Source organism: Martelella sp. FLE1502, from assembly GCF_053484255.1.
This window is the reverse complement of sequence record NZ_JBAKFQ010000002.1, coordinates 86,740-108,375: the sequence shown is the minus strand read 5'-3', so window position 1 is coordinate 108,375 and position 21,636 is coordinate 86,740. Positions and strand designations below refer to the sequence as shown.

Annotated in this window: 14 protein-coding genes; 12 read left to right on the top strand and 2 right to left on the bottom strand. The window is 63.1% G+C overall.

Translation table 11 applies throughout. The annotated features are described in order from the left end of the window. The first annotated feature begins 26 nt into the window (after positions 1–26). From V6767_RS02380 to V6767_RS02370, 3 genes are read left to right on the top strand one after another with little or no spacing between them, the layout of a single operon-like run. Complete coding sequence (locus tag V6767_RS02380; protein WP_448471951.1) at positions 27–740, top strand: CoA transferase subunit A; 714 nt, start codon at positions 27–29, stop codon at positions 738–740. Continuing rightward, positions 740–1,399: a 3-oxoacid CoA-transferase subunit B gene (locus V6767_RS02375; protein ID WP_448471950.1), complete on the top strand. Its 660-nt coding sequence runs from the start codon at positions 740–742 to the stop codon at positions 1,397–1,399. Before V6767_RS02380 ends, V6767_RS02375 begins: the two co-directional genes overlap by 1 nt. Then, complete coding sequence (locus V6767_RS02370) at positions 1,396–2,574, top strand: acetyl-CoA C-acetyltransferase (protein ID WP_448471949.1); 1,179 nt, start codon at positions 1,396–1,398, stop codon at positions 2,572–2,574. Before V6767_RS02375 ends, V6767_RS02370 begins: the two co-directional genes overlap by 4 nt. Positions 2,575–2,668: 94 nt before the next feature. Here V6767_RS02370 and V6767_RS02365 read toward each other — a convergent pair whose 3' ends face one another. Further along, complete coding sequence (locus tag V6767_RS02365) at positions 2,669–6,238, bottom strand: autotransporter domain-containing protein (RefSeq protein ID WP_448471948.1); 3,570 nt, start codon at positions 6,236–6,238, stop codon at positions 2,669–2,671. 466 nt (positions 6,239–6,704) lie between these two features. Next, on the bottom strand, positions 6,705–7,679 hold the full coding sequence (locus V6767_RS02360) for a LacI family DNA-binding transcriptional regulator (protein WP_448471947.1): 975 nt from the start codon (positions 7,677–7,679) through the stop codon (positions 6,705–6,707). Between the two features lie 160 nt (positions 7,680–7,839). Here V6767_RS02360 and V6767_RS02355 point away from each other — a divergent pair, with 160 nt between their 5' ends. From V6767_RS02355 to V6767_RS02315, 9 genes are all read left to right on the top strand, one after another. After that, positions 7,840–9,765, top strand: coding sequence for an ABC transporter substrate-binding protein (locus V6767_RS02355; RefSeq protein WP_448471946.1), 1,926 nt, complete (start codon positions 7,840–7,842; stop codon positions 9,763–9,765). A 197-nt stretch (positions 9,766–9,962) separates the two neighbouring features. Then, positions 9,963–12,071, top strand: a complete 2,109-nt coding sequence (locus tag V6767_RS02350; RefSeq protein ID WP_448471945.1) for an alpha-amylase family protein — start codon at positions 9,963–9,965, stop codon at positions 12,069–12,071. Positions 12,072–12,114: 43 nt separating this feature from the next. Continuing rightward, complete coding sequence (locus tag V6767_RS02345; RefSeq protein ID WP_448471944.1) at positions 12,115–13,104, top strand: ABC transporter permease; 990 nt, start codon at positions 12,115–12,117, stop codon at positions 13,102–13,104. Beyond that, positions 13,101–14,300 carry an ABC transporter permease gene (locus tag V6767_RS02340; RefSeq protein WP_448471943.1) on the top strand — a complete coding sequence of 400 codons (1,200 nt, stop codon included), beginning with the start codon at positions 13,101–13,103 and terminating at the stop codon, positions 14,298–14,300. The genes V6767_RS02345 and V6767_RS02340 overlap by 4 nt, the downstream gene beginning before the upstream one ends. A 15-nt stretch (positions 14,301–14,315) precedes the next feature. Further along, entirely contained in the window at positions 14,316–16,046 is a 1,731-nt protein-coding gene (locus V6767_RS02335) for an ABC transporter ATP-binding protein (RefSeq protein ID WP_448471942.1), read from the top strand. A gap of 11 nt (positions 16,047–16,057) precedes the next feature. Continuing rightward, positions 16,058–16,834, top strand: coding sequence for a hydroxypyruvate isomerase (gene hyi / locus V6767_RS02330; RefSeq protein WP_448471941.1), 777 nt, complete (start codon positions 16,058–16,060; stop codon positions 16,832–16,834). 10 nt (positions 16,835–16,844) lie between these two features. Continuing rightward, entirely contained in the window at positions 16,845–17,714 is an 870-nt protein-coding gene (locus tag V6767_RS02325; protein ID WP_448471940.1) for a 2-hydroxy-3-oxopropionate reductase, read from the top strand. A 311-nt stretch (positions 17,715–18,025) separates the two neighbouring features. Continuing rightward, positions 18,026–20,134 (top strand): beta-galactosidase, encoded by a 2,109-nt coding sequence (locus V6767_RS02320; RefSeq protein WP_448471939.1) that lies wholly within the window; start codon positions 18,026–18,028, stop codon positions 20,132–20,134. A 210-nt stretch (positions 20,135–20,344) separates the two neighbouring features. Continuing rightward, positions 20,345–21,613: an MFS transporter gene (locus V6767_RS02315; RefSeq protein ID WP_448471938.1), complete on the top strand. Its 1,269-nt coding sequence runs from the start codon at positions 20,345–20,347 to the stop codon at positions 21,611–21,613. The last annotated feature ends 23 nt before the right edge of the window (positions 21,614–21,636 follow it).

The following is a 21,636-nucleotide window of genomic DNA, read 5'->3' as shown; positions in this document are numbered from 1 at the left end:
ACGGTTGAGAACCGGGAGGAGATATGATGAAGAAGCAATTTTCATCCGCGGCGGAAGCGCTTGCGGGCCAGTTGAAGGACGGCATGGTGATCATGTCGGGCGGGTTCGGCCTTTGCGGCATTCCCGAGGCTCTGATCGAGGCGGTCGAGGCATCGGGCGCGCGCAATCTGACGGTGATTTCCAATAATGCCGGCGTCGACGGCATCGGCCTTGGCCGGCTGCTGGCGACCAAACAGATCGCCAAGATGATCTCGTCCTATGTCGGCGAGAACAAGCTGTTTGCCGAGCAGTACCTCTCCGGCGAGCTGGAGCTGGAATTCAATCCGCAGGGCACGCTCGCAGAGCGCATTCGCGCCGGCGGGGCGGGCATTCCGGCCTTCTTCACCAAGACCGGCGTCGGCACCATGATTGCCGAGGGCAAGGAGGTGCGCAGCTTCAACGGCGAGGACTACGTGATGGAAAGCGCGCTTGTTGCCGATGTCGCGCTGGTCCACGCCTTCAAGGGCGATACCGAGGGCAATCTCGTCTATCGCAAGACTGCGCGCAACTTCAATCCAATGATGGCGACGGCGGCGAAGCTGACGGTTGCCGAGGTCGAGCATCTGGTGCCCGCCGGCGAGATCGATCCGGACCATATCCATACGCCGGGCATCTTCGTCTCGCGCATTGTCGAGGTGAAGAACCCGAAGAAGCACATCGAGCAGCGCACCACCCGCAAGCGCGCAGAGGAGACCGTCTGATGGCCTGGACACGCGAACAGATGGCGGCCCGCGCGGCCCGCGAATTGCAGGACGGCTTTTACGTCAATCTCGGCATCGGCATTCCGACGCTGGTGGCCAATTACATTCCCGACGGCATGGATGTGCGCCTGCAGAGCGAAAACGGCATGATGTCGATGGGCCCGTTCCCCTTTGAGGGGGAAGAGGACGCCGACCTCATCAATGCCGGCAAGCAGACGGTGACCGAATTGCCGGAGACCAGCTATTTCTCCAGCGCCGACAGCTTCGCAATGATCCGCGGCGGGCATATCGACCTGTCGATCCTGGGCGCGATGCAGGTGGCCGAAAACGGCGATCTCGCCAACTGGATGATCCCCGGCAAGATGGTCAAGGGCATGGGCGGCGCGATGGACCTCGTCGCCGGCGTCAAGCGCGTCGTGGTCGTGATGGAGCACGAGGCCAAGGGCAAGTCGAAACTGCTGAAACAGTGCGACCTGCCCTTGACCGGCAGCCGCGTCACCGATCTGGTGATCACTGATCTCGGCGTTTTCACCGTCGCGCGCACCGGGCCGGCAAAACTGACGCTGATCGAGCTTGCCGATGGCGTCAGCCTTGACGAGATCCGCGCGAAGACGGAAGCCGACTTCGATGTCGCGCTCACGGCGGGAGAAAAGGCATGAGCGATATCGTCATCGCCGGCGCCTGCCGTACCGCCGTCGGCGCCTTCATGAAATCGCTTGCGACCGTGCCCGCCCATGATCTTGGTGCGGCCGTGATCCGCGAGGCGCTTGTCCGCGCGGGCGTTTCCGGCGACGAGGTGGACGAGGTCATTATGGGCCAGGTCCTGACGGCCGGGCAGGGGCAGAATCCCGCCCGCCAGGCCGCGATGAAGGCCGGCATTCCCGAAGCGGCGACCGCTTTCATCGTCAACCAGGTCTGCGGCTCCGGGCTTCGCGCCGTCGCGCTCGGCGCGCAGCAGATTTTGACGGGCGAATCCCGCATTGTGGTGGCCGGCGGCCAGGAGAACATGTCGCTCTCGCCGCACTGCCAGAATGCACGCACCGGCACCAAGATGGGGCCGATCTCGCTGGTTGATACCATGATAAGCGACGGACTGATGGACGCCTTCGGCGATTACCATATGGGCATTACGGCCGAAAACGTCGCAAGCCGCTATCAGATCAGCCGCGGTGAGCAGGATGCCTTCGCGCTCGCGAGCCACCGCAAGGCCGCCGCCGCGCAGGAGCAAGGGCGCTTTGCCGATGAAATATTGCCGATTACGGTCAAGGACCGGCGCAGCGAAACGGTTTTCGATCGCGACGAGCAGATCCGCCCGGATGCGGATGAGGCAAGCCTCGCCAAGCTTCGCCCGACCTTCGACAAAAACGGCACGGTTACCGCCGGCAATGCTTCGGGGCTGAACGACGGGGCCGCCGCCATGGTGCTGATGTCCGCCGAGGAGGCGCAACGGCGCGGCATCCAGCCGATGGCGCGCATCAAGGCGTTCGCGACGGCGGGCGTCGATCCGGCGATCATGGGGATCGGCCCGGTGAATGCCTCGAAAAAGGCGCTGGAACGGGCCGGCTGGTCCGTCGACGATCTCGATCTTGTCGAAGCCAATGAAGCCTTCGCCGCCCAGGCCTGCGCGGTCAATGGCGCGCTCGGTCTTGATCCGGAGAAGGTCAACGTCAATGGCGGCGCGGTCGCGCTCGGCCACCCGATCGGCGCATCGGGCGCGCGCGTGCTGGTAACCCTGCTCCACGAAATGAAACGCCGAGACGCCCGCAAGGGGCTTGCGACGCTCTGCATCGGCGGCGGCATGGGCGTCGCGATGTGCGTGGAGAGAAATCCGTAGCGTCAGGCAGTATCTGCCCGAAACCCCAAAAACCGTCTCCCCTGCTGCGATCGGCGCAACAGGGGAGACAAAAGGCCGGTCCGGGGAGGTCCGGCTAGAAGCGGATCTTCAGCCCGGCATTGATGCCGTTCTCGCTGCCGCCGTCGGCAAACTGGCCGACATAGTTGACATAGAGATTGGCGTTTTCGGCGAGATTGAAATTCAGCCCGGCATTGACGATGGCCGCGTTCTCGTTGATCGGCGTTCCCTCGATGGAAAACGGCGCGCTTCCGGCAATCGCCATGGCCATCTCCGGCGTGATATCGCCGAAGGCGTGACGCCAGCCGATCTGTCCGTTGACGCTCGCCGTCCGCTCGCCGATCGCGAAGGTCTTCGAAGCGCGCAGGCCGAGATCCATATAGGTTACGTTCATGTCGCTGTCCCCGGCCGAAAGGGCCGCAATGCCGCCATTCTCGGTGAAGCCGTCGGTTTCGGCATGCACCTGGGCGAGGCCGAGATAGGGCTCGAACACGCCGCCGGCAAAGTCGAACGCATAGGCGGCTTCGGCGAAGATCTGGCTGACGGAGCCGTCATAGTCCGCCGACAGATTGTCCGAGAGCGAACCGAAGTCGATCGCGCGTTTGCTATCGGTGTCGTTGAAGGCATAGGCGCCGCCGAAGGTCAGCCGGAAGGCATCCACACTGGCCGCGCCATAGACGCCGATCAGATAGCTGTCGGTGTCGGCCGAAGCGCCCTCGCCATCGAGGCTGAAGCTCGAACGGCCATAGCCCGCCATCGCGCCAAGCGTGAAGGCGTCCGAAAGGGCGGCGTCGCCGCCGATATAGAAGCCGCCGGTATTGCGGTCGAGCGTTGCGACATCATTGCCGTCAAGCGAGCCATGCGCGCCATAGGCGTGGCTCCAGACGGAGAACCGCTCGGCCTCGCCGGTCACGCCCGTGCCCATGCCAGCGGCAGCCCCGTCGGCGAAGCGTGCGGTGACGGCATCACGGAAGAAGTGGCTGTCCTCGGCCAGCGCGGCGGTGACGGAGGGGTAGAGTTCGCCGGAAAGCTGGTTGAAGGCATAATCGGCGGTTCCCGCATCGAGACCGACGATCGAGTCGTAAAGCGCGCCACCGCCGAGGCCGTCAATGGCCGCGGCAACCGCCTTGCGATTCCGCGTCGTGCCGACGAAGGCGTAGGGCGTGTCATTGCGCTCGGTCGACATTACGAGCTGGCCGTTCGCCGCGTCGAAGCTTGGCGTCAGGAAGGCCATGTTGGTGGTGACGGTATCGAAGTCGCCGGTGACGCCGCCATCGGCAACCAGTACCGCATAGCGGGCGCCTGCCTGGTAATTGCCGTTGGCAGCAACCGTCGCCATCGTGCCGCCATTGATCGTGGCCGTGCCGGAGGCGACGACCTTGTCGGCATTGCCATCGGCGTCGACCTCGACGATGAAGTTCGAGCCTTGCTCGAAGGTGACATCGCCTTGGACGGTGAGCATGCCGATCGAGTTGCCGGGCGAAAGCGTGCCGCCGCCCGCAACACTCAGGCTGCCGAGGACGCCGTTGCCGCCGAGCAGGCCGCCGTCCTTCACCGTCGTCAGACTGGAAGCAGCAATCGAGCCGTTGACGAACAGCGCGCCGCCATTGACGACGGTTTCGCCTGTATAGGCGCTGACGCCGGTCAGGTTCAGCGCGCCGCCGCCGGCCTTCGTCAGGCCGCCCGACCCCGCGATCGCGCCGGCAAAAGCCGTGGTGCTGCCATCCGCGCCGACAGTCAGCATGGCGCTGCCGGTGTCGATGGAGCCGACGCCGATCAGCCCGCCAATGGTTTCGTCATCGCCAAGCGCAAGTCGCGCATTCTCGGCGATCGCGACCGTGCCGTAATCCGGCAAAGCCGCGCCGCCGAGCGCCCCGAGCGTGCCGCTTTTGATGAAGGTGCCGCCGGCATAGGTATTTGTGCCGGCGAGCACCAGCGTGCCGTCGCCGGCCTTGGTCAGCGCGCCTTCGCCGGAGATGGTTCCCAACGCCGTGACGTTCGCCGCGGCGTCGGAGACGTGGAGCGTACCGCCAACGCCTTCCAGCACGACATTGCGATCAAGCGTCGGCATGGCGGTGCCCGCGATTGCGAGCGTGCCGTTATCGAGTCGGAGATCGGCATCGGCATTGCCGAGCGCCAGGTCCTCATCGACGATGATCGTGCCGCCATCGGTGATCAGCGTTTCGCCGATGAAGGAATGATCGTCGATGCAATATGCGGCGATGGCATCCTGCAGCCATGCCTCGTCGCTTTCGCAATCGAGCGTGGTTTTCAGCACGTCCACGGGGAGATCGATGAAGATCGGGTTGCCGTCGTCATCGGAGATCTGGCCGATGGTCATATCGGTGCGCATATTGTTGCGGGTGAGATGGAAGACGCCGCCATCTTCCGCGAACGTATTGGCGTCGGCGCTCCAGATCAGGGTCTTCTTGCTCGCGTCGCCTTCATAGGCCTCCAGCACGGGACCGATCCAGCGCAGCTCATGGGCAACCAGTTCGTGGTCGGAGAGCGCCTTGCCGTCATCATTGACGGCGATCCCGTTCAGGACGCCGAGATAGTCGTCGTCCGGATCGTCGACCACGGTCCACCATTTGCCGTAGGGACGTGAGGCCAGGAAATGGTCGATCTGGCCATGGGCCCAGCTTGGAGAGGTGATGTTGCCTTCGTCATATTCCGTGCCCGGCCAGGTCACGCTGCCGTCGCCATGGCTATGCGGGGCGTAGCCTTCACGGGTGGAGTCCGAGTTGAGCGCGATGAACCGCTTTTTCAGAATGTTCATCGTCACCGGCTGGTTGCTCGCGGTCGGGTAGGTTTCATCCTCAAGCACGAGACCGTTGGCGGCCATGTCCTTCTGAATGATCACCGCCCACTGCTCCCAGCTCATCTGGGAAATATTGGAAATGCCGGGGAATTCTTCCGGATGGGCGTCAAAATAGGCCTGCAGCACATTGCGATAGTGTTTGGCATTGTTGGGATCGGTGGCGCGCATCGCGTCGATATAGGCCTGCGCCTGGTCCTCCCTGCCTTCCGGCGCATATTCGATCACGAGATCGCGCCAAAGCTGCGACGGCGACCCGTCATAGATGACGCGGGTGTAGAGATAGGCCTGCTGCAGGGCGGAACTGAGACCGCGCTCGGAAACGTCGCCGGCATTGAGATCGCCCATCAGGATGACCGGATTGTTGTGATCCACGACCCAGCTATTGACCTGTTTCGCCTCATCGATCCGATAGATTTCCGGATCATCGCGCCAGTCGAAATGGGCGGAGGCATAGGTCGTCTGCGGCAGACCCTGGCTTGCATCCGCCGTCACATGGGCGAACTGCCCGGAAAAGTAATTCCCCCAGCGGTGGGAGCCGCCCTCGCCGGCAAAGCGCGTGACCAGGCCATCCTCCCCGTCGCGGTAGCCGGACCCGTTCGACCAGCCCTCGCCGGAAAGCATCTCCGGTATCGTGTCCACATAGGTGCACTTGCTGCTATAGTAGCACAGCTCCTGAAGGCCGATCACATCGTAGTCGCCCGTTTCGAGGAAGGCCTTCATCGACGCGTCGTCACCTGAAAACAACTCGCGGTAGGTGTTGAAGGTCAAAACCCGAACGGTGCCTTTGGAGCCATCCGCGGCATGGGCCGCGATCGGTATCGCCACGGAACCGATGACCGCTGCGCTGCACAACAGGCGGTGGACGCGGCGGGCATGGCTGGGACGGCTTCGTGTCGACGACACGGAATGTAAATTTATTGACATTTTAGGCCTACGGAAGTTGGAGAAAGCTGATGAAATGGGCTGTGGGGCGATATCATCACAACTATGTGTAGGTAATATTACATTTCATGTGTTTGCTAGAATGTCTGCAACCTGCGGGCATCGCCGCTCAAATTAGCGGTGACACGAAGCTGCGGAGAGGAATGCGACTGAGGATGTTGCACTGCGCGCGCGGGGAAGTAACAAGAGGGTCACTTTGGGTCTCTACAACCAGTGATGACCCTGTGCACCACTCCCCTGCCTTTCTACCGCAGTCCATTGGCCGCCGACGGTCGTCCGGCAGTGCGTTCAGGATCGAGGCCCGCAGCGGCGTCGGGGCCGTTTCGCACCCGGCGAAATGGCGCGGGGCTTACCGCGGAGCCGGCCCCGTCGATTGCCGTTCTATGATCTGGCAGGGCACGTGGAGGCGCAGCGGACAGGCGGGGAAGTCCTGGTTGGTGATGCGCTGGTGGAGCACGCGCGTCGCCATTCGGCCGATATCGACGCCCGGCACCCTCACCGTCGTCATCTGCGGCGAAATCTGCTGGGCGGCGGAGTAATCGCCGAAACCGACGACGGAGGCATCGCGCGGTATCCGGTAGCCGCGGGCCAGCAGTTCGGAGATCACCGCCAGCGCAAGCCCGTCATGGGCGCAGAAGAATGCCGTCGGCTTTTCAATGTCCGTGATCAGCCGCCCGAAGGCCTCGCCGAAATCGCGGCCCTCTTCGAGAATGAGGTCGTGGAGGACGGCATCCGGCGCGCGCTCGCACACCTCGCGCAAACCGTAAAGCCGTTCCATGCGCCCGCGAAAACGCGGATCGCCATGGATATAGACGATCGTGCGGTGACCGAGGTCCAGAAGAAAGTGGCCGACCGCGGAGCCTGCCTCATGGTCGGTCGCGCCCACCTGATCGACCGGCTCCAGCGGCTCCAGCCAGCTGTTGCGCACGATCGGAATGCCTGAATTGTGCAGCCGTCTGAGGTTCTCTTCATCATGCAGGCCGACGATCAGCAGGCCGCTGCACTCCTCCGCCAGCGCCTCGAGTTCGATGCCGTTGCGCGTGCTGCGGATGCGCAGGGCATAGCCAAGCAGCTGGGCCTCGCGCTGGACGCCGTTCTGGATCTGCATATGGAGTTCGGTGTTGGTGATATCGTTGTCATCGAAGACGACGCCGAGAACACGGCTGCTGGACGCGGTCTTGCGGTAGCCGAGGCGCACGGCCGTTTCGTTGACCTTCAGCCGCGTGGCCTCGCTGACGCCGCTCTTGCCCGAAAGCGCACGCGACACGGCGAATTTCGAAAGTCCGGTTTCGTCGGCAATGGTCTGGATCGTTACGCGCGACACAGGGGCTCCTCACATTCATGCGGCATTATGGCCCGAATGGGCGCGTAATGCCACGGTTCAAAAAAAACTGAACCTAACGCTTTACATAACAAAACTTCTATTTCAAGCTACTTGTTAGTCGATGAAGGATAACGGAGCATCGACAGTAGGAGGAAAATCCATGAGGAATTTGAGCCGCAGAGCTTTTCTCGCGGCAGGGACGGCGTTTGCCGCTCTGCTGGCGCTGCCCGCCTGGGCTGAAATGGAATACAAGTCGCCCAATCTGGAGGACGCGGTTCAGGCCGGCGATCTTCCCCCGGTCGCCGAGCGCCTGCCGGAAAACCCGCTGGTGATCACGCCCCGCGATCAGCCGGGCACGCAGGGCGGCACATGGAACCATGCGCTGGTCGGCGGCGGGTCGCTGTCCATGCTGGTGCGCTATCAGGGCTATGAGCCGATGGTGCGCTTCACGCCGGACTGGTCCGGCGTCACGCCCAATGTCGCCGAGTCCTTCGAGGTCAACGAGGATTCCACCGAATATACCTTTACCCTGCGCAAGGGCATGAAGTGGTCGGATGGCGAACCCTACACCACCGAGGATGTGAAGTTCTGGTATGAGGATGTGTTCCAGAACCCGGAGCTTACCATCGGCGATCAGGCCTTCTGGTATTCGACCGACGGCTCGGTTGCCGAACTGGAAGTGGTCGACGACCAGACCTTCAAGGTCAAGTTCGCGCAGCCGAACGGCTTCTTCGCCCAGCAACTCGCCTGGGCGCAGCAGGACCAGATCACCCGCACCCCGAAGCATTACCTCAAGCAGTTCCACATCAAGTACAATCCGGATGCCAACGCACTCGCCAAGGAACGCGGCTATGAAAGCTGGGTGGCGTTGTTCCAGCGCGAATGCGGCGTGCAGCAGGACAATGACTTCTTCCAGAATTCCAACCGTCCGACGCTGAATGCCTGGAAGTTCACGATCGCGCCCGGCGAGGACACCGAACGCGCGGTTGCCGTGCGCAATCCCTATTACTGGAAGGTCGATACCGAAGGCACGCAACTGCCCTATTTCGATGAGATCAACTACCAGATGGTCGGCGATCCGGAAGTGCTTCTCCTGAAGACGCTTCAGGGCGAGATCGACATGATGGACCAGTATATCGCAACGCCCGCCAACAAGCCGGTGCTCTACGATGCACAGGAAAGCGGGGACTTCCATTTCTATACGCTGAAGGAAACCGCCGCCAATGTGATGGTGTTCCAGCTCAACCTGAACCACACCGATCCGGTCAAGAACGCGCTCTACAACAACCGCGATTTCCGCGTGGCGCTGTCCCACGCCATCGATCGCCAGGCGATGCTCGATGCCGTGTTTGTGGGCCAGGGTTCGCCCGCCCAGCCTTCGATCGTCGAAGGCGATCCCCTCTATGTCGAGCGGCTCGCCAAGCAATACACCGAATATGATCCGGAAAAGGCGAATGCAATCCTGGACGAGATCCTGCCCAACAAGGACAGCGAAGGGTTCCGGCTCGATTCCGAAGGCCGGCGCGTGACGATCATCTTCGAGATCGATCAGGTGCGCACCACCTTCCTCGACATGTTCCAGCTTGCGATACCCAACTTCCGCGATGTCGGCATCGATGCGCAGATCCGCACCATGGACCGCTCGCTCTGGGAAACCCGCGTCCGCCATGGCCGCGAGTTTGACGCCACGGCCCACCAGTTCGGCGCAAACAGCGGCGTCGCGGCCATGCTCGATCCGCGCTACTTCGTGCCGTTCAACACCAATGCGCTCTATGCGCAGGGTTGGGCCCTGCACTTCAACCAGCCGGACAATGATGCCGCCATCGAGCCGCCGGAAGAAGTGAAGGCGCAGCAGGAACTCTACAAGAAACTGCTGGCGACCGGCGATCAGGACAAGCAGCACGAGATCATGCTGGAACTCCTGAACAACGCCGCCGACCAGTTCCTCGTCTTCGGCGTCAGCCTGCCGCCGGACGGTTACGGCGTGATCAAGAACGACATGGTCAACACCATGCCGGTCATGCCGAACTCGTTCGGTTGGCCGACGCCCGGACCGTCGGCGCCGGAGCAGTTCTTCAAGAACTGATCGGCAGAAACATCTGTCACCTTCGACCGACCAAGGACCGGCCCGTTCCTCCACGGGCCGGCGCCAGCCCCGCTTTACCTGGAGCATTCCGGCGAAAACCGGATCACCGGCAATGCTCCATCTTTTTGTTTTTACGCGCGTCCGGACGGAAAACCGGTATCCACTTTTCCTGGACGCGCTCCAGCGGAACCCGACACATGAAGCCCATCGACCCGATCGCTGCCGCCAATCTCAGAACGCCGGAATGGTATAAGACCGCCACCCGCTGGACCCAGCTTACGCTGGTCGAGAACGACCCGGTCAAGTTTGATCCGGACTTCTGGATCGATGTGTTCCAACGCACCCGTTCCAACGCGGTCTGCCTGTCCGCCGGCGGCTATATCGGTTTTTACCCGTCCAAGGTTCCGCTCCATTATGTCAGCAAATATCTCGGCGACACCGATCCATTCGGCCGCCTCGTCGATGGCGCGCGGTCGCTCGGCATGCATGTCATGGCCCGCGTCGATCCGCACGCCATCCATCAGGATGCCGCCGATACGCATCCCGAATGGATCGCGGTCGACAAGGACGGCAATCCCCGTCGCCACTGGGCCTTTCCCGATGTCTGGGTGACCTGCGCCTATGGCGATTACAACAATGTCTTCATGCCAAACGTGGTGAAGGAAATCACCCGCGATTACGATATCGACGCGCTCTTCGCCAATCGCTGGCAGGGCCATGGCGTGTGCTATTGCGAGAGCTGCAAGACCCGCTTCAAGGGCGCCACCGGCTTCGATCTGCCGATGACCAGCGACGTCAACGATCCCGCTTGGCGGGCATGGTCCGGCTGGCGTCGCGAGGTGCTGACCCGCATGGTCATCGCCTGGGACAATGACGTGAAGGCGATCCGCCCGCATGCGAGCTTCATTCCCAATATGGGCGGCGAATCGCTGATGGAATTCGATATCGGCCTGATCGAGAAGCATTGCCCCTTCCTGGTCGTCGACCATCAGGGCCGGCGCGGGCTGGAGCCGATCTGGCTGGCCGGCCGCAACGCCAAGCGCATGCGCGCCACCTTCCGCGACCGCCCAGTGGTCCTGATCACCTCGATCGGGCCGGAGGAGCAATATCGCTGGAAGGATTCCGTCACCACCGGGGCGGAAATCGAAAGCTGGATCGCGAACGGCGTTACCCACGGCATGCTGCCCTGGTTCACGAAGTTCAACGGCGTGGTGCCGGATGAGCGCTGGGTCGCCCCGGTCGCCGCCGGGTTCGAAAAGCACGAGAAGCTCCAGGCGATGCTCGAGGCAACCACGCCGACCGCCGAGATCGCGATCATCGACCCCACCACGACCCTGAAAAACTGGGCGCGAGACGAGCGCCGTCAGGCCGAGGGCGATGATCTCGGCTTCTACCACGCTCTGATCGAGGCGAAGCTTCCCTTCGAATTCCTCTCCGACGAGGCGATGACGGCGGAAAGCCTGGATCGCTTCAAGCTGGTCATCCTCGCCAATGCCTCCAATCTGTCCGATGCCCAGTGCGCGCTTCTCAGAGACTATGCCGCGCGCGGCGGCAGCCTGATCGCCGCCCACGAAACCGCGATGCGCGATGAAAGCGGCAATGCGCGCGACGCATTCGCGCTTGGCGACGTCTTTGGCGTGAAGCGCAGCGCGCTGGCGCGCGGGCCGGTCAAGAACAGCTATATCGTGCTTTCCGGCGATCACCCGCTCACGCAGGGCTATGAAGGCGCCGGGCGGATCATCGGCGGCACCATGCTTGCCGAGGTCGAAACCGTTGCGGGCACCGAGACGCCGTTCCTCAGCATTCCGGACTTTCCGGATCTGCCGATGGAGGAAGTCTATCCCCGCGAGGAGCCGCGCGGCGCGGCGGTCGTCACGCGAGAGACTACGGCCGGCGGCCGCACCGTGTATATCCCGTGGAATATCGGCAGCATATTTTGGGAAGTGCTGACCGCCGACCACCAGCGACTGATCGAAAACGCCGTGCGCTGGGCGATGGGCGGCACGCCGCGCGTCAGCGTTTCCGGGCACTCGGTGCTGGATATCGCGGTGCGCGAGAGCGGCGACACGCTCGCCGTTCTGCTCTTCAACCTCACCAATCCGATGATGTTCAAGGGGCCGACGCGATCGATCTATCCGGTCGGGCCGCACACGGTCTCGATCGCGATCCCGAAGGGGCGGTCCGTCAGGGACGCGCAATTGCTGATCGCCGGCAAGACGGCCGAATACCGGGCAGCGGGCGACACGGTGGAAGTCGATGTTCCCCAAATCGACCTGCTGGAAACGGTCGAGGTCCGCTGGTCATGATAGTGTCTGAAACCACAAGGACAGCACGGACGGGAGGTCGCTGATGCTGCGCTATATCATCATGCGGATCATATACATGATCCCGACCCTGTTCGGCATTTCCATTATCGCCTTCGTCATCATCCAGCTGCCGCCGGGCGACTATGTCACCTCGCTGATCGCCTCGATGAGCGATAGCGGCCAGGCCTTTGATCCGACCGAAATCGCGCGGTTGAGGGAAATCTACGGCTTCGACGATCCGATCTACGTGCAGTACTACAAGTGGATTTCCGGTATTCTCCTGCATGGCGATTTCGGCCAGTCGTTTGAATGGAAGCGGCCGGTCAGCGAGCTGATCTGGGAGCGGATGGGCGCGACGCTTGCCGTCTCCATTGCCTCGCTTCTGTTCGTCTGGGCGGTATCGCTGCCGATCGGGATCTATTCGGCGGTGAAGCGCCATTCGCTGGGCGATCATGTCTTCACCTTCTTCGGCTTTCTCGGTCTGGCGATCCCGAACTTCATCCTGGCGCTGACGCTGATGTATTTCTCCTACAAGGTGATGGGCCAGAGCGTTGGCGGGCTGTTTTCGCCGGAATACGCCCATGCGGAATGGTCCTGGGGCAAGCTCTTCGACCTTCTGGCGCATTTGTGGATCCCGGTGGTCGTGATCGGCACGGCGGGCACCGCCTCGTTGATCCGGATTCTCCGCGCCAACCTGACGGACGAGCTTAACAAGCCCTATTACATCACCGCCCGCGCCAAGGGCCTGCATCCGACAAAGGCGCTCATCAAATATCCGGTGCGCATCGCCCTCAACCCCTTCGTCTCGGCGATCGGCTGGGTGCTGCCCAACCTGATCTCGGGCGTCACGATCACCGCGATCGTGCTCAACCTGCCGACCGCCGGGCCGCTGCTTCTGCGCGCGCTGATCTCGCAGGACATGTACCTCGCCGGCTCCTTCATCCTCCTGATGGGCGTTCTCACGCTGATCGGCATGCTGGTGTCCGACATCCTGCTCGCCATGCTCGATCCCCGGATAAGGTTTGACCAATGAGCGACAACATTTTCCAGGAAACCGCGCTGCATGAGCCGACGCACCATCATGGGCTCGATCGTCCCGCGATCACGCCGCTGAAGAAAGGCGTCACCAGCGATACCGACGCGGCGGCCGGCCAGTGGACGCTGATCTGGCACAAATTCGCCAAGGACAGGCTCGCGATCGTTGCCGGGATCGTCATTCTGAGCCTTTACCTGATCGGCATCTTCGCCGAGTTCCTCGCGCCGAATCTGGCCCAGTCCGCCCGCCCGCAATATTCCTACGCCCCGCCGCAGACGATTTCCTTCTTCGTCGAGGACGAGAACGGCGACAGGACATTCCTGCCGCATGTGAAGGGCTACAGCGTCACCGTGGACCAGGCGTCGCTGCGCCGCTCCTTCGTCGTTGATGACAGCAAGGTGGTGCCGATCGGCTTCTTCGTGCGCGGGCCGGAATACAAGATGTGGGGTCTCTTCCCCTCCGATCTGCATCTGATGGGCCCCTTGAAGGCGAACGACCCGTTCTACCTGCTCGGCGCCGACAAGCTCGGCCGTGATCTCTTCAGCCGGGTGATCTACGGCACGCGGGTCTCGATGTCGATCGGCCTGATCGGGGTGTGCATCAGCCTGATCCTCGGCGTGGTGATGGGCGCGCTGTCGGGCTATTACGGCGGCTGGGTGGACCTGCTAATCCAGCGCATCATCGAGATCATCTCGGCGATGCCGACCATTCCGCTCTGGCTCGGCCTTGCCGCCGCCATTCCGGTCTCGCTCGCGCCGCTGAAGGTCTATTTCCTGATCACGCTGATCGTGTCGCTGCTCGGCTGGACCTCGCTTGCCCGCGAGGTGCGCGGACGCTTCTTCGCGCTGCGTGGCGACGATTTCGTCACCGCCGCCAGGCTCGACGGCTCCAACGAGCGCCGGATCATCTTCCGCCATATCCTGCCGTCGCTGACGAGCCATATCCTCGCCGTCGTCACGCTCGCGCTGCCGACCATGATTGTCGCGGAAACCGCGCTCTCCTTCCTCGGCGTCGGGCTGAAACCGCCGGTCGTCTCCTGGGGCGTGCTGCTGCAGGATGCGCAGAACATCCGCACCATCTCGACCGCCCCGTGGCTCTTGATCTGGCCCGCCGGCGCGGTCGTGATCGCGGTGCTCTCCTTCAACTTCCTCGGCGACGGCCTGCGCGATGCCGCCGATCCGTACGATAGCTGAGGGGAGATGACGAAAATGACGACTGTGATGACACCAAAAACCATCGTTCACGATCATGAGGGGTTTGGCGACGCGGTGCTTCAGGTGAAGAACCTGTCCATCGATTTCCACCTGCGGCAGCACATCCTGCATGCCGTGCGCGACGTCACCTTCGATCTCCATCGCGGCAAGACGCTGGCGCTGGTCGGCGAGAGCGGCTCCGGCAAGTCGGTGACGGCGCGGGCGCTGCTGAAGATCGTCGACAAGGCGGCCAAGATTACTAGCGGCACGATCGTGCTCGATACCGATGGCAAGCCGGTCGACATCCACGCGCTGCCGGATGAGGGAAAGGAAATCCGCGCCATTCGCGGTGGGCGAATCTCGCTGATCTTCCAGGAGCCGATGAGTTCGCTCTCGCCGGTCCACACCATCGGCGAACAGATCATCGAGGCGCTGCGGCTCCATCGCAACATGAGCAAGGCGGAAGCGCGGGCGGAGACGATCAGCCTGCTGTCGCAGGTGGAAATCCCGAACCCCGAGGCGATGATCGACCGCTACACCTTCGAGTTTTCCGGCGGCATGCGCCAGCGTGCGATGATCGCCATGTCGCTTGCCTGCGATCCCGATATCCTGATTGCCGACGAACCGACCACCGCTCTGGACGTCACCACCCAGGCCGAAATCCTCGACCTGATCAAGCGCCTGCAGGTGGAGCGCGGCATGGCCATGCTGCTGATCACCCACGATCTTGGGGTCGTCGCGGAAGTCGCCGACGAGGTGGCGGTGATGCGCTTCGGCGTGATCGTCGAGCGCGGCCCGGTGGATGAAATCTTCTACAATGCGAAGCATCCCTATACCCGCCAGCTTCTGTCATCGACCGTGCGGCTTGAAAAACCGCGCGTGGCGGATGAAAGCCGCGAGGCGGCGAAGGACGACGTCGTGCTGTCGGTGCGCAACCTCACCAAGGTGTTCGGCGCTGGCGCCGGCAAGAAGGGATTCATCCTCAAGGCCGTGGACGACGTCTCCTTCGACCTGAAGCGCGGCGAAAATCTCGGCATCGTCGGTGAGAGCGGATCGGGCAAGACCACGATGGGCCGGCTGATCCTCCGCGTCCTCGACCCGACCTCCGGCTCGGTCGTCTACCGCCCCGGCGATGGCACAGAGACCGAGGTCACGACGCTCGACAAGCAGGGGCTGCGCAATTTTCACAGCCAGGTCCGGCTGGTGTTTCAGGACCCCTTCGCCTCGCTCAATCCGCGCATGACGGTGCGGCAGGTGGTTGCCGACCCGCTCGTGGTGCAGGGCAAGCTGTCGGGCCGAGAAATCGAGGAAAAGGTCGGCGACCTGCTGGAACTCGTCGGCCTCGACCGCTCCGCCATGGAACGCTATCCGCATGCGTTTTCGGGCGGCCAGCGGCAGCGCATCGGCATTGCGCGGGCCTTGGCGCTCGACCCGAAAGTGATCATCGCCGATGAGGCGACCTCGGCGCTTGACGTCTCGATCCGGGCGCAGATCCTCGATCTTCTGCTCGACCTGCAGAAGCGCCTCGACCTCTCCTACATCTTCATCGCCCACGACATTTCGGTGGTCCGCTATTTCTGCGACCGGGTGGCGGTGATGCATCGGGGGAAGCTGGTGGAACTCGGCAGCGCCGCGCAGATCTGCACCGCGCCGGAGGAGGACTACACCAGAAGCCTGATTTCCGCTGTGCCCAACCCGGACCCGCGCAACAAGCGCATGCTGCACCGAACCAGATTTACTGCCTGAGGAGTTTTCCGATGCCGAAATTTGCCGCCAATCTTTCGTTTCTCTATGCCGACCTGCCATTCCTCGACCGCATCGCCGCGGCCGCTCGTGACGGGTTTCCGGCCGTCGAATATGTCGGCCCTTATGATTTCCCGGAAGAGGAGGTTGCCGCCGCACTGAAGGCCGCGAATGTGCAGCAGGCGCTTTTCAACCTACCGGCCGGCGACTGGGCCGGCGGCGAACGCGGCATCGGCTGCCTGCCGGACCGGGTGGAGGAGTTCAAGGCGGGCGTGGACAGGGCGATTTCCTATGCGAAGGCGCTTGGCTGCCCCAAGGTCAACTGCCTCGCCGGCATCGCGCCGAAGGGCGTTGCGGCCGGAACGCTTGAAAAAACGCTGGTCGAAAACCTGAAATACGCCGCACCGCGGCTGGCCGATGCCGGCGTCAAGCTGCTCGTCGAGCCGATCAACCTGCGTGACATTCCGGGTTTCTTCGTTTCGACCACGGACCATGCCGAGCGCATTCTGGATGCGGTCGGTTCCGACAACCTGTTCATCCAGTACGACATCTACCACACCCAGATCATGCAGGGCGACCTTGCCGAAACCTACAAGCGGCTCAAGGCCAAGATCGCCCATGTGCAGCTCGCCGACAATCCCGGCCGCCATGAGCCGGGCACGGGCGAAATCAATTATCCCTATCTTTTCAATATGCTGGACGCGGAAGGTTATGACGGCCTCATCGGCTGCGAATACAAGCCTTCGGCCGGCACAACCGAAGGCCTCGGCTGGATGAAGCCCTGGCTTTAAGGAGGATCACATGAAAATCGGATTTATCGGCCTCGGCCTCATGGGCCGTCCCATGGCGGCGCACCTGATCGACGCCGGCCACGACCTGTTCATCAACCGGGTGAAACCGGTCTCGGAATTCCTTGTCGAAAAAGGGGCCACGGCCTGCGATACGCCGAAGGCGGCTGCTGAAGCCGCCGAGATCATCATCACCATCGTGCCGGATACGCCGGATGTCGAAACCGTCCTGTTCAGCGAAAACGGCGTGGTCGAGGGTCTTTCCGAAGGCAAGATGGTGATCGATATGAGCTCGATCTCGCCTGTCGAGACCAAGGTCTTCGCAGAAAAGATCGCGGCGAAGGGCTGCGGCTATCTCGATGCGCCGGTCTCCGGCGGCGAGGTTGGCGCGAAGAACGCGGCGCTGACGATCATGGTCGGCGGTTCGGATGCCGATTTCGCGCGCGGCAGGCCGCTTTTCGAGGCGATGGGCAAGACCATCACCCATGTCGGCCCTGTCGGCGACGGCCAGACCGCCAAGGTCGCCAACCAGATCATCGTCGGGTTGACGATCGAGGCCGTGGCCGAGGGCCTGCTGTTTGCGAAGAAGGCGGGGGCGGACCCGGCCAAGGTGCGCGAGGCGCTGATGGGCGGCTTCGCCGGCTCGACGATCATGAAGGTCCATGGCGAGCGGATGATCGAGCGCACCTTCGATCCGGGATTTCGCATCCGCCTGCACCGCAAGGACATGGCGCTCGCCGTCAACGCCGCCCGCGACCTCGGCCTCGCTTTGCCGAACGCGGCCGCGACCGAGCAATTGATGAACGCTGCGATCGCCCGCGGCGACGGCGACAAGGACCATTCGGCGCTGATCCGGACGCTGGAGGCGCTTGCGGGGTTGTGAGCCGGCGATCTTCGCCCTCAGGCGCAGGTTAATCGCATCCGGCTTTGCGGCTTGCTCCCAAAACTCTCTCCCGCCTGCGGGAGAGATGCCCCGAAAGGGGCAGTGAGCAGCGTTTCAGTCCGCAAGGGCGATCGCGAGGATGGTCTCCCCCCCTCACTGTCGCTTTCGCGACATCTTTCCCCTCCGGGGCGAGAAGGTTTGGGGGCTCTGCGGTGAAGCCATGCCCGGTCGGCGTCACATTCGTCTGACGCAAGTCGGGGAGGCACAGGTCCAAACCGCCGCCCCATTCGAGATAATATGATGAGGACATCATGACGAAAATACCGATGCAGACGCCGTTCGGGGCGGTCTATTTCCGCAAATCGAACCCGCCGCGCGAGGACTGGGAGCGCGATTACGGCGTCGCGGCCGAGGACGGGCTGAATGTCTTCCGCCACTGGTTCATGTGGAGCGCGATCGAGCGGCGGCCCGGCTTCTACGACTGGGAGGAATATGACCGGCAGATGGACCTCGCCGCCGAAAACGGCATCAAGACGATCATCGCCGAGCTGACCCACACCGTGCCCGACTGGGCCTACCGCAAGTTCGCCCATGCCCGCCAGATGCGCGCCGATGGCAGCGAGCTTCCGGCGATCATGGGCGTGTCGGCTGCCACCGGCGGCTTTGCGCCAAATGGCGGCGGCGCGGGATCGCTGACGATGAACTGCCCGGAAGTGAAGGAGGCGGCCGGCGCCTTCCTGACGGCGCTCGCGGAGCGCTACAAGGGCCATCCGGGGCTTTTGGGTTATGACGTCTGGAACGAGTGCAACTACTCGCCGGCGGTCGATTACAACCCGCACACCAAGGCCGCCTTCCGCGTCTGGTTGCAGGAAAAATACGGCGATCTCGATATGCTGGCAAAGGCCTGGTATCGCTATTCCTATGCCGAATGGGACGATATCGAGCCGCCGCGCCAGATCGCGCCCTATCCCGAATGCCTAGACTGGCTCGATTTCAAGCGCGAGAATTACTACGGCCAGATGCAGTTTCGCATCGACACGATCCGCGCCGTCGACAGCGATTGCCTGATCGCTGCCCATGGCGTCGCCGGGGCGATCCCCGACATGGCCTCGCGCGGCTCGGATGACTGGCTCGCCGCCTCCAAGGTCGAGGTCTATGGCTATACCTTCGTTCACGCGCGTAAGGGCAACCAGTCGTGGCGCAGCTTCTACGCCGCCGACCTCAACCGCGCCGCCGCGCGCGGCAAGCCGTTCTGGCACGCCGAGCGGCAGGGCGGTCCACTGTGGATGCAGCCGCAGGTCGTCGGGCGCGACAAGGAGGATGGCCGCGTCGCCGAGCCCGAGGATATCCGCGTCTGGTCGCTGACGTCCTTTGCCGGCGGCGCGCGCGGCATGTTGAACCTGCGCTACCGGCCGCTGCTCGACGGCCCGTTGTTCGGCGCCTTCGGCTCCTACGGCATGGATGGTTCGCGCACGCCGCGCTCCGACATGGCCTCGAAGATCGCAAAGTGGACCAACGCGCCGGAGCAGAAGCCGCTGCTGGCGGCAATGCCGGTGAAGGGCGAGATCGGCATTCTGGTCGCGCCTGAGGCGCAGGCCTGGGATTATCTGCTCAGCCGTGAGGGCAATTACGAGACCTACAGGGAGGCCATGTGGGGCGCCTATCGCGGCTTCTTCGACAACGGCATCCAGGCCGACTGGGTCCATATCGAGGATATCGATGCCTATGACGGGCTCTACTTCCCCTACCCCATCATGCTGACAAGCGAGAACGCCGCGAAACTCGCCGACTGGGTGAAGGCCGGCGGCACGCTGGTGTCGGAAGCCTGCCCCGGCTATTTCGGCGATCGCGGCAAGGTCGGCACGGTGCAGCCGAATAACGGGCTCGACGCCGTCTTCGGCGTCCGCGAGGACGAGGTGGAGTTCATGCCGGATATCGGCGACCGCATCCGCTTCACGCTCGATGGCGTTTCGACCACCGGCGGCGGCTTTCTGCAATCTTATACCGTGACTGATGGTCGCGAGCTGGCGCGTTTTGCCGATGGCAGGATCGCGATCGTCGAGAACACGTTCGGCAAGGGCCGCACGCTGCTCGTCGGCACCCACCCTTCGGTCGGCTATTACCGCGACCAGTCGGAGGCGGGAAAACGCTACTTCGCCCGGTGCTTCGCCTTCACCGGCAAGAAAGCCCACACCGTCACCTCCAACCCCGCGGTACAGATCCGCCTGCACGAGGGCGCGGACGGCCGCTATCTCTGGCTGGTCAACGCCACAAGGCAGACACAGACCGGAACGGTGACGGATGGCGAGGGAAAGCTCCTCACCAGCGCCGAAAACCACTGGGCCGGCGATGGCGCCTTCCTGAAAGACGGCCGCTTCGCCCTGCCCCCGCGCGATGTCCTGATCGTCCGGCTGGCGTAAGAGAAAGCCTCCTCCACGGCGCTGTCGCGTGCCATGGAGGAGTCCCCTGGCCCGCTTGTCCCGACGGGCTCTTGGAGCGTCGACCGACCGCTGCGATCGACCGAAGGCGCGGTCGGTCATTTTCAATGCGCAAATGGAACAACTGCGGTCCGGTTCGTGTGCGAAACTCTCCAAGACTGGGCGCAATCCGCGCGGCGTTCCGGAGGGGCGATGGTCACGGTCATATCAGGCATCTGGGCGCTTCTGGTCGGCATCGTGCTGATCATGCTCGGCAACGGCATGCAGTTTACCCTTATTGGCCTGCGCGGCGGTCTGGAGGGGTTTTCGCCGGCCGCGCTCGCCATCGTGACATCCGGCTATTTCGTCGGCTTCCTCTCCGGCGCCCGCTACACCCCTGACCTGATCCGCAATGTCGGGCATGTCCGGGTTTTCGCCGCACTCGGCAGCTTCATGTCGGCCGCGTTGATTACGCTTCCGCTGCTCGTCGAGCCCTGGGCGTGGACGCTGCTGCGCATCCTGATCGGGTTCTGCATGTCGGGCATCTACGTCACGGCAGAAAGCTGGCTGAACGACGCATCGACCAATGAGACGCGCGGAAAGGTTCTGTCCGCCTACATGATCGCGCAGACGCTCGGTATTATCGGCGCGCAGGGGCTCCTGACGCTTGGCGACGCGCAAACCTCGGTGCTGTTCATCGGCGCGTCCATCCTCGTCTCGATCTCGTTCGCGCCGGTGCTACTCACCGTCGGGCATGCGCCGAGGACAGAGGTTACGCGGCCGATGCCTCTTCGCGAACTCTATCGTCAGTCGCCGCTCGGCGCGATCGGCATATTTCTGCTGGGAAGCGCCTATGCCACGCAATCCGGCATGAGCGCCGTTTTCGGAACGCTGATCGGCATGACGGCAGACCAGATTGCCCTGCTCGTGGCAATGCTGTTTGCCGGCGCGCTCGCCTTCCAGTATCCAATCGGCTGGATATCGGATCGCATAGATCGGCGTCGGTTGATCTTCGCGGCCTCGTTAGTCGGTGCTTTCTCATGTTTGTTGGGCTGGGTAGCCGGCGGCGGATTGTGGCCGATGATGGCATCAGCCTTCGTCGCCGGAGGCATGACCACACCGCTTTACGCGCTGCTGCTGGCCCACACGAATGATTTTCTTTCGCCGGAGGATATGCCGGCCGCTTCCGGCGGGCTGGTGTTCACCTTCGGGCTTGGCGCGATCATCGGCCCGCTCGCCACGGGCTGGGCGATGGAATGGGCCGGTCCCTTCACCTTCTGGCTGGTTCTGAGCGTTACCTTCGCGGCGATCGCCCTTTACGCGCTTTATCGCATGACGCAGCGGCCGGGCGTTCCCGTCGACCAGACCGAGCCCTATCTCGGCGTCACGCCATCCGCGACGCCGGTTGCCGTCGAAGCCGCAGGCGCCTGGGCGGCCGAACAGGCCGAGAGCGACGGAAACACTGTACGCGAAGACGGCTGAAGTGCCCTGCAACGGGGCTGGCT

Bases quoted from the DNA above. Each gene is read 5' to 3' on its own strand.
- V6767_RS02380 (WP_448471951.1), top strand. From the start codon at position 27: ATGAAGAAGCAATTTTCATCCGCGGCGGAAGCGCTTGCGGGCCAGTTG.
- V6767_RS02375 (WP_448471950.1), top strand. From the start codon at position 740: ATGGCCTGGACACGCGAACAGATGGCGGCCCGCGCGGCCCGCGAATTG.
- V6767_RS02370 (WP_448471949.1), top strand. From the start codon at position 1,396: ATGAGCGATATCGTCATCGCCGGCGCCTGCCGTACCGCCGTCGGCGCC.
- V6767_RS02355 (WP_448471946.1), top strand. From the start codon at position 7,840: ATGAGGAATTTGAGCCGCAGAGCTTTTCTCGCGGCAGGGACGGCGTTT.
- V6767_RS02350 (WP_448471945.1), top strand. From the start codon at position 9,963: ATGAAGCCCATCGACCCGATCGCTGCCGCCAATCTCAGAACGCCGGAA.
- V6767_RS02345 (WP_448471944.1), top strand. From the start codon at position 12,115: ATGCTGCGCTATATCATCATGCGGATCATATACATGATCCCGACCCTG.
- V6767_RS02340 (WP_448471943.1), top strand. From the start codon at position 13,101: ATGAGCGACAACATTTTCCAGGAAACCGCGCTGCATGAGCCGACGCAC.
- V6767_RS02335 (WP_448471942.1), top strand. From the start codon at position 14,316: ATGACGACTGTGATGACACCAAAAACCATCGTTCACGATCATGAGGGG.
- hyi (WP_448471941.1), top strand. From the start codon at position 16,058: ATGCCGAAATTTGCCGCCAATCTTTCGTTTCTCTATGCCGACCTGCCA.
- V6767_RS02325 (WP_448471940.1), top strand. From the start codon at position 16,845: ATGAAAATCGGATTTATCGGCCTCGGCCTCATGGGCCGTCCCATGGCG.
- V6767_RS02320 (WP_448471939.1), top strand. From the start codon at position 18,026: ATGACGAAAATACCGATGCAGACGCCGTTCGGGGCGGTCTATTTCCGC.
- V6767_RS02315 (WP_448471938.1), top strand. From the start codon at position 20,345: ATGGTCACGGTCATATCAGGCATCTGGGCGCTTCTGGTCGGCATCGTG.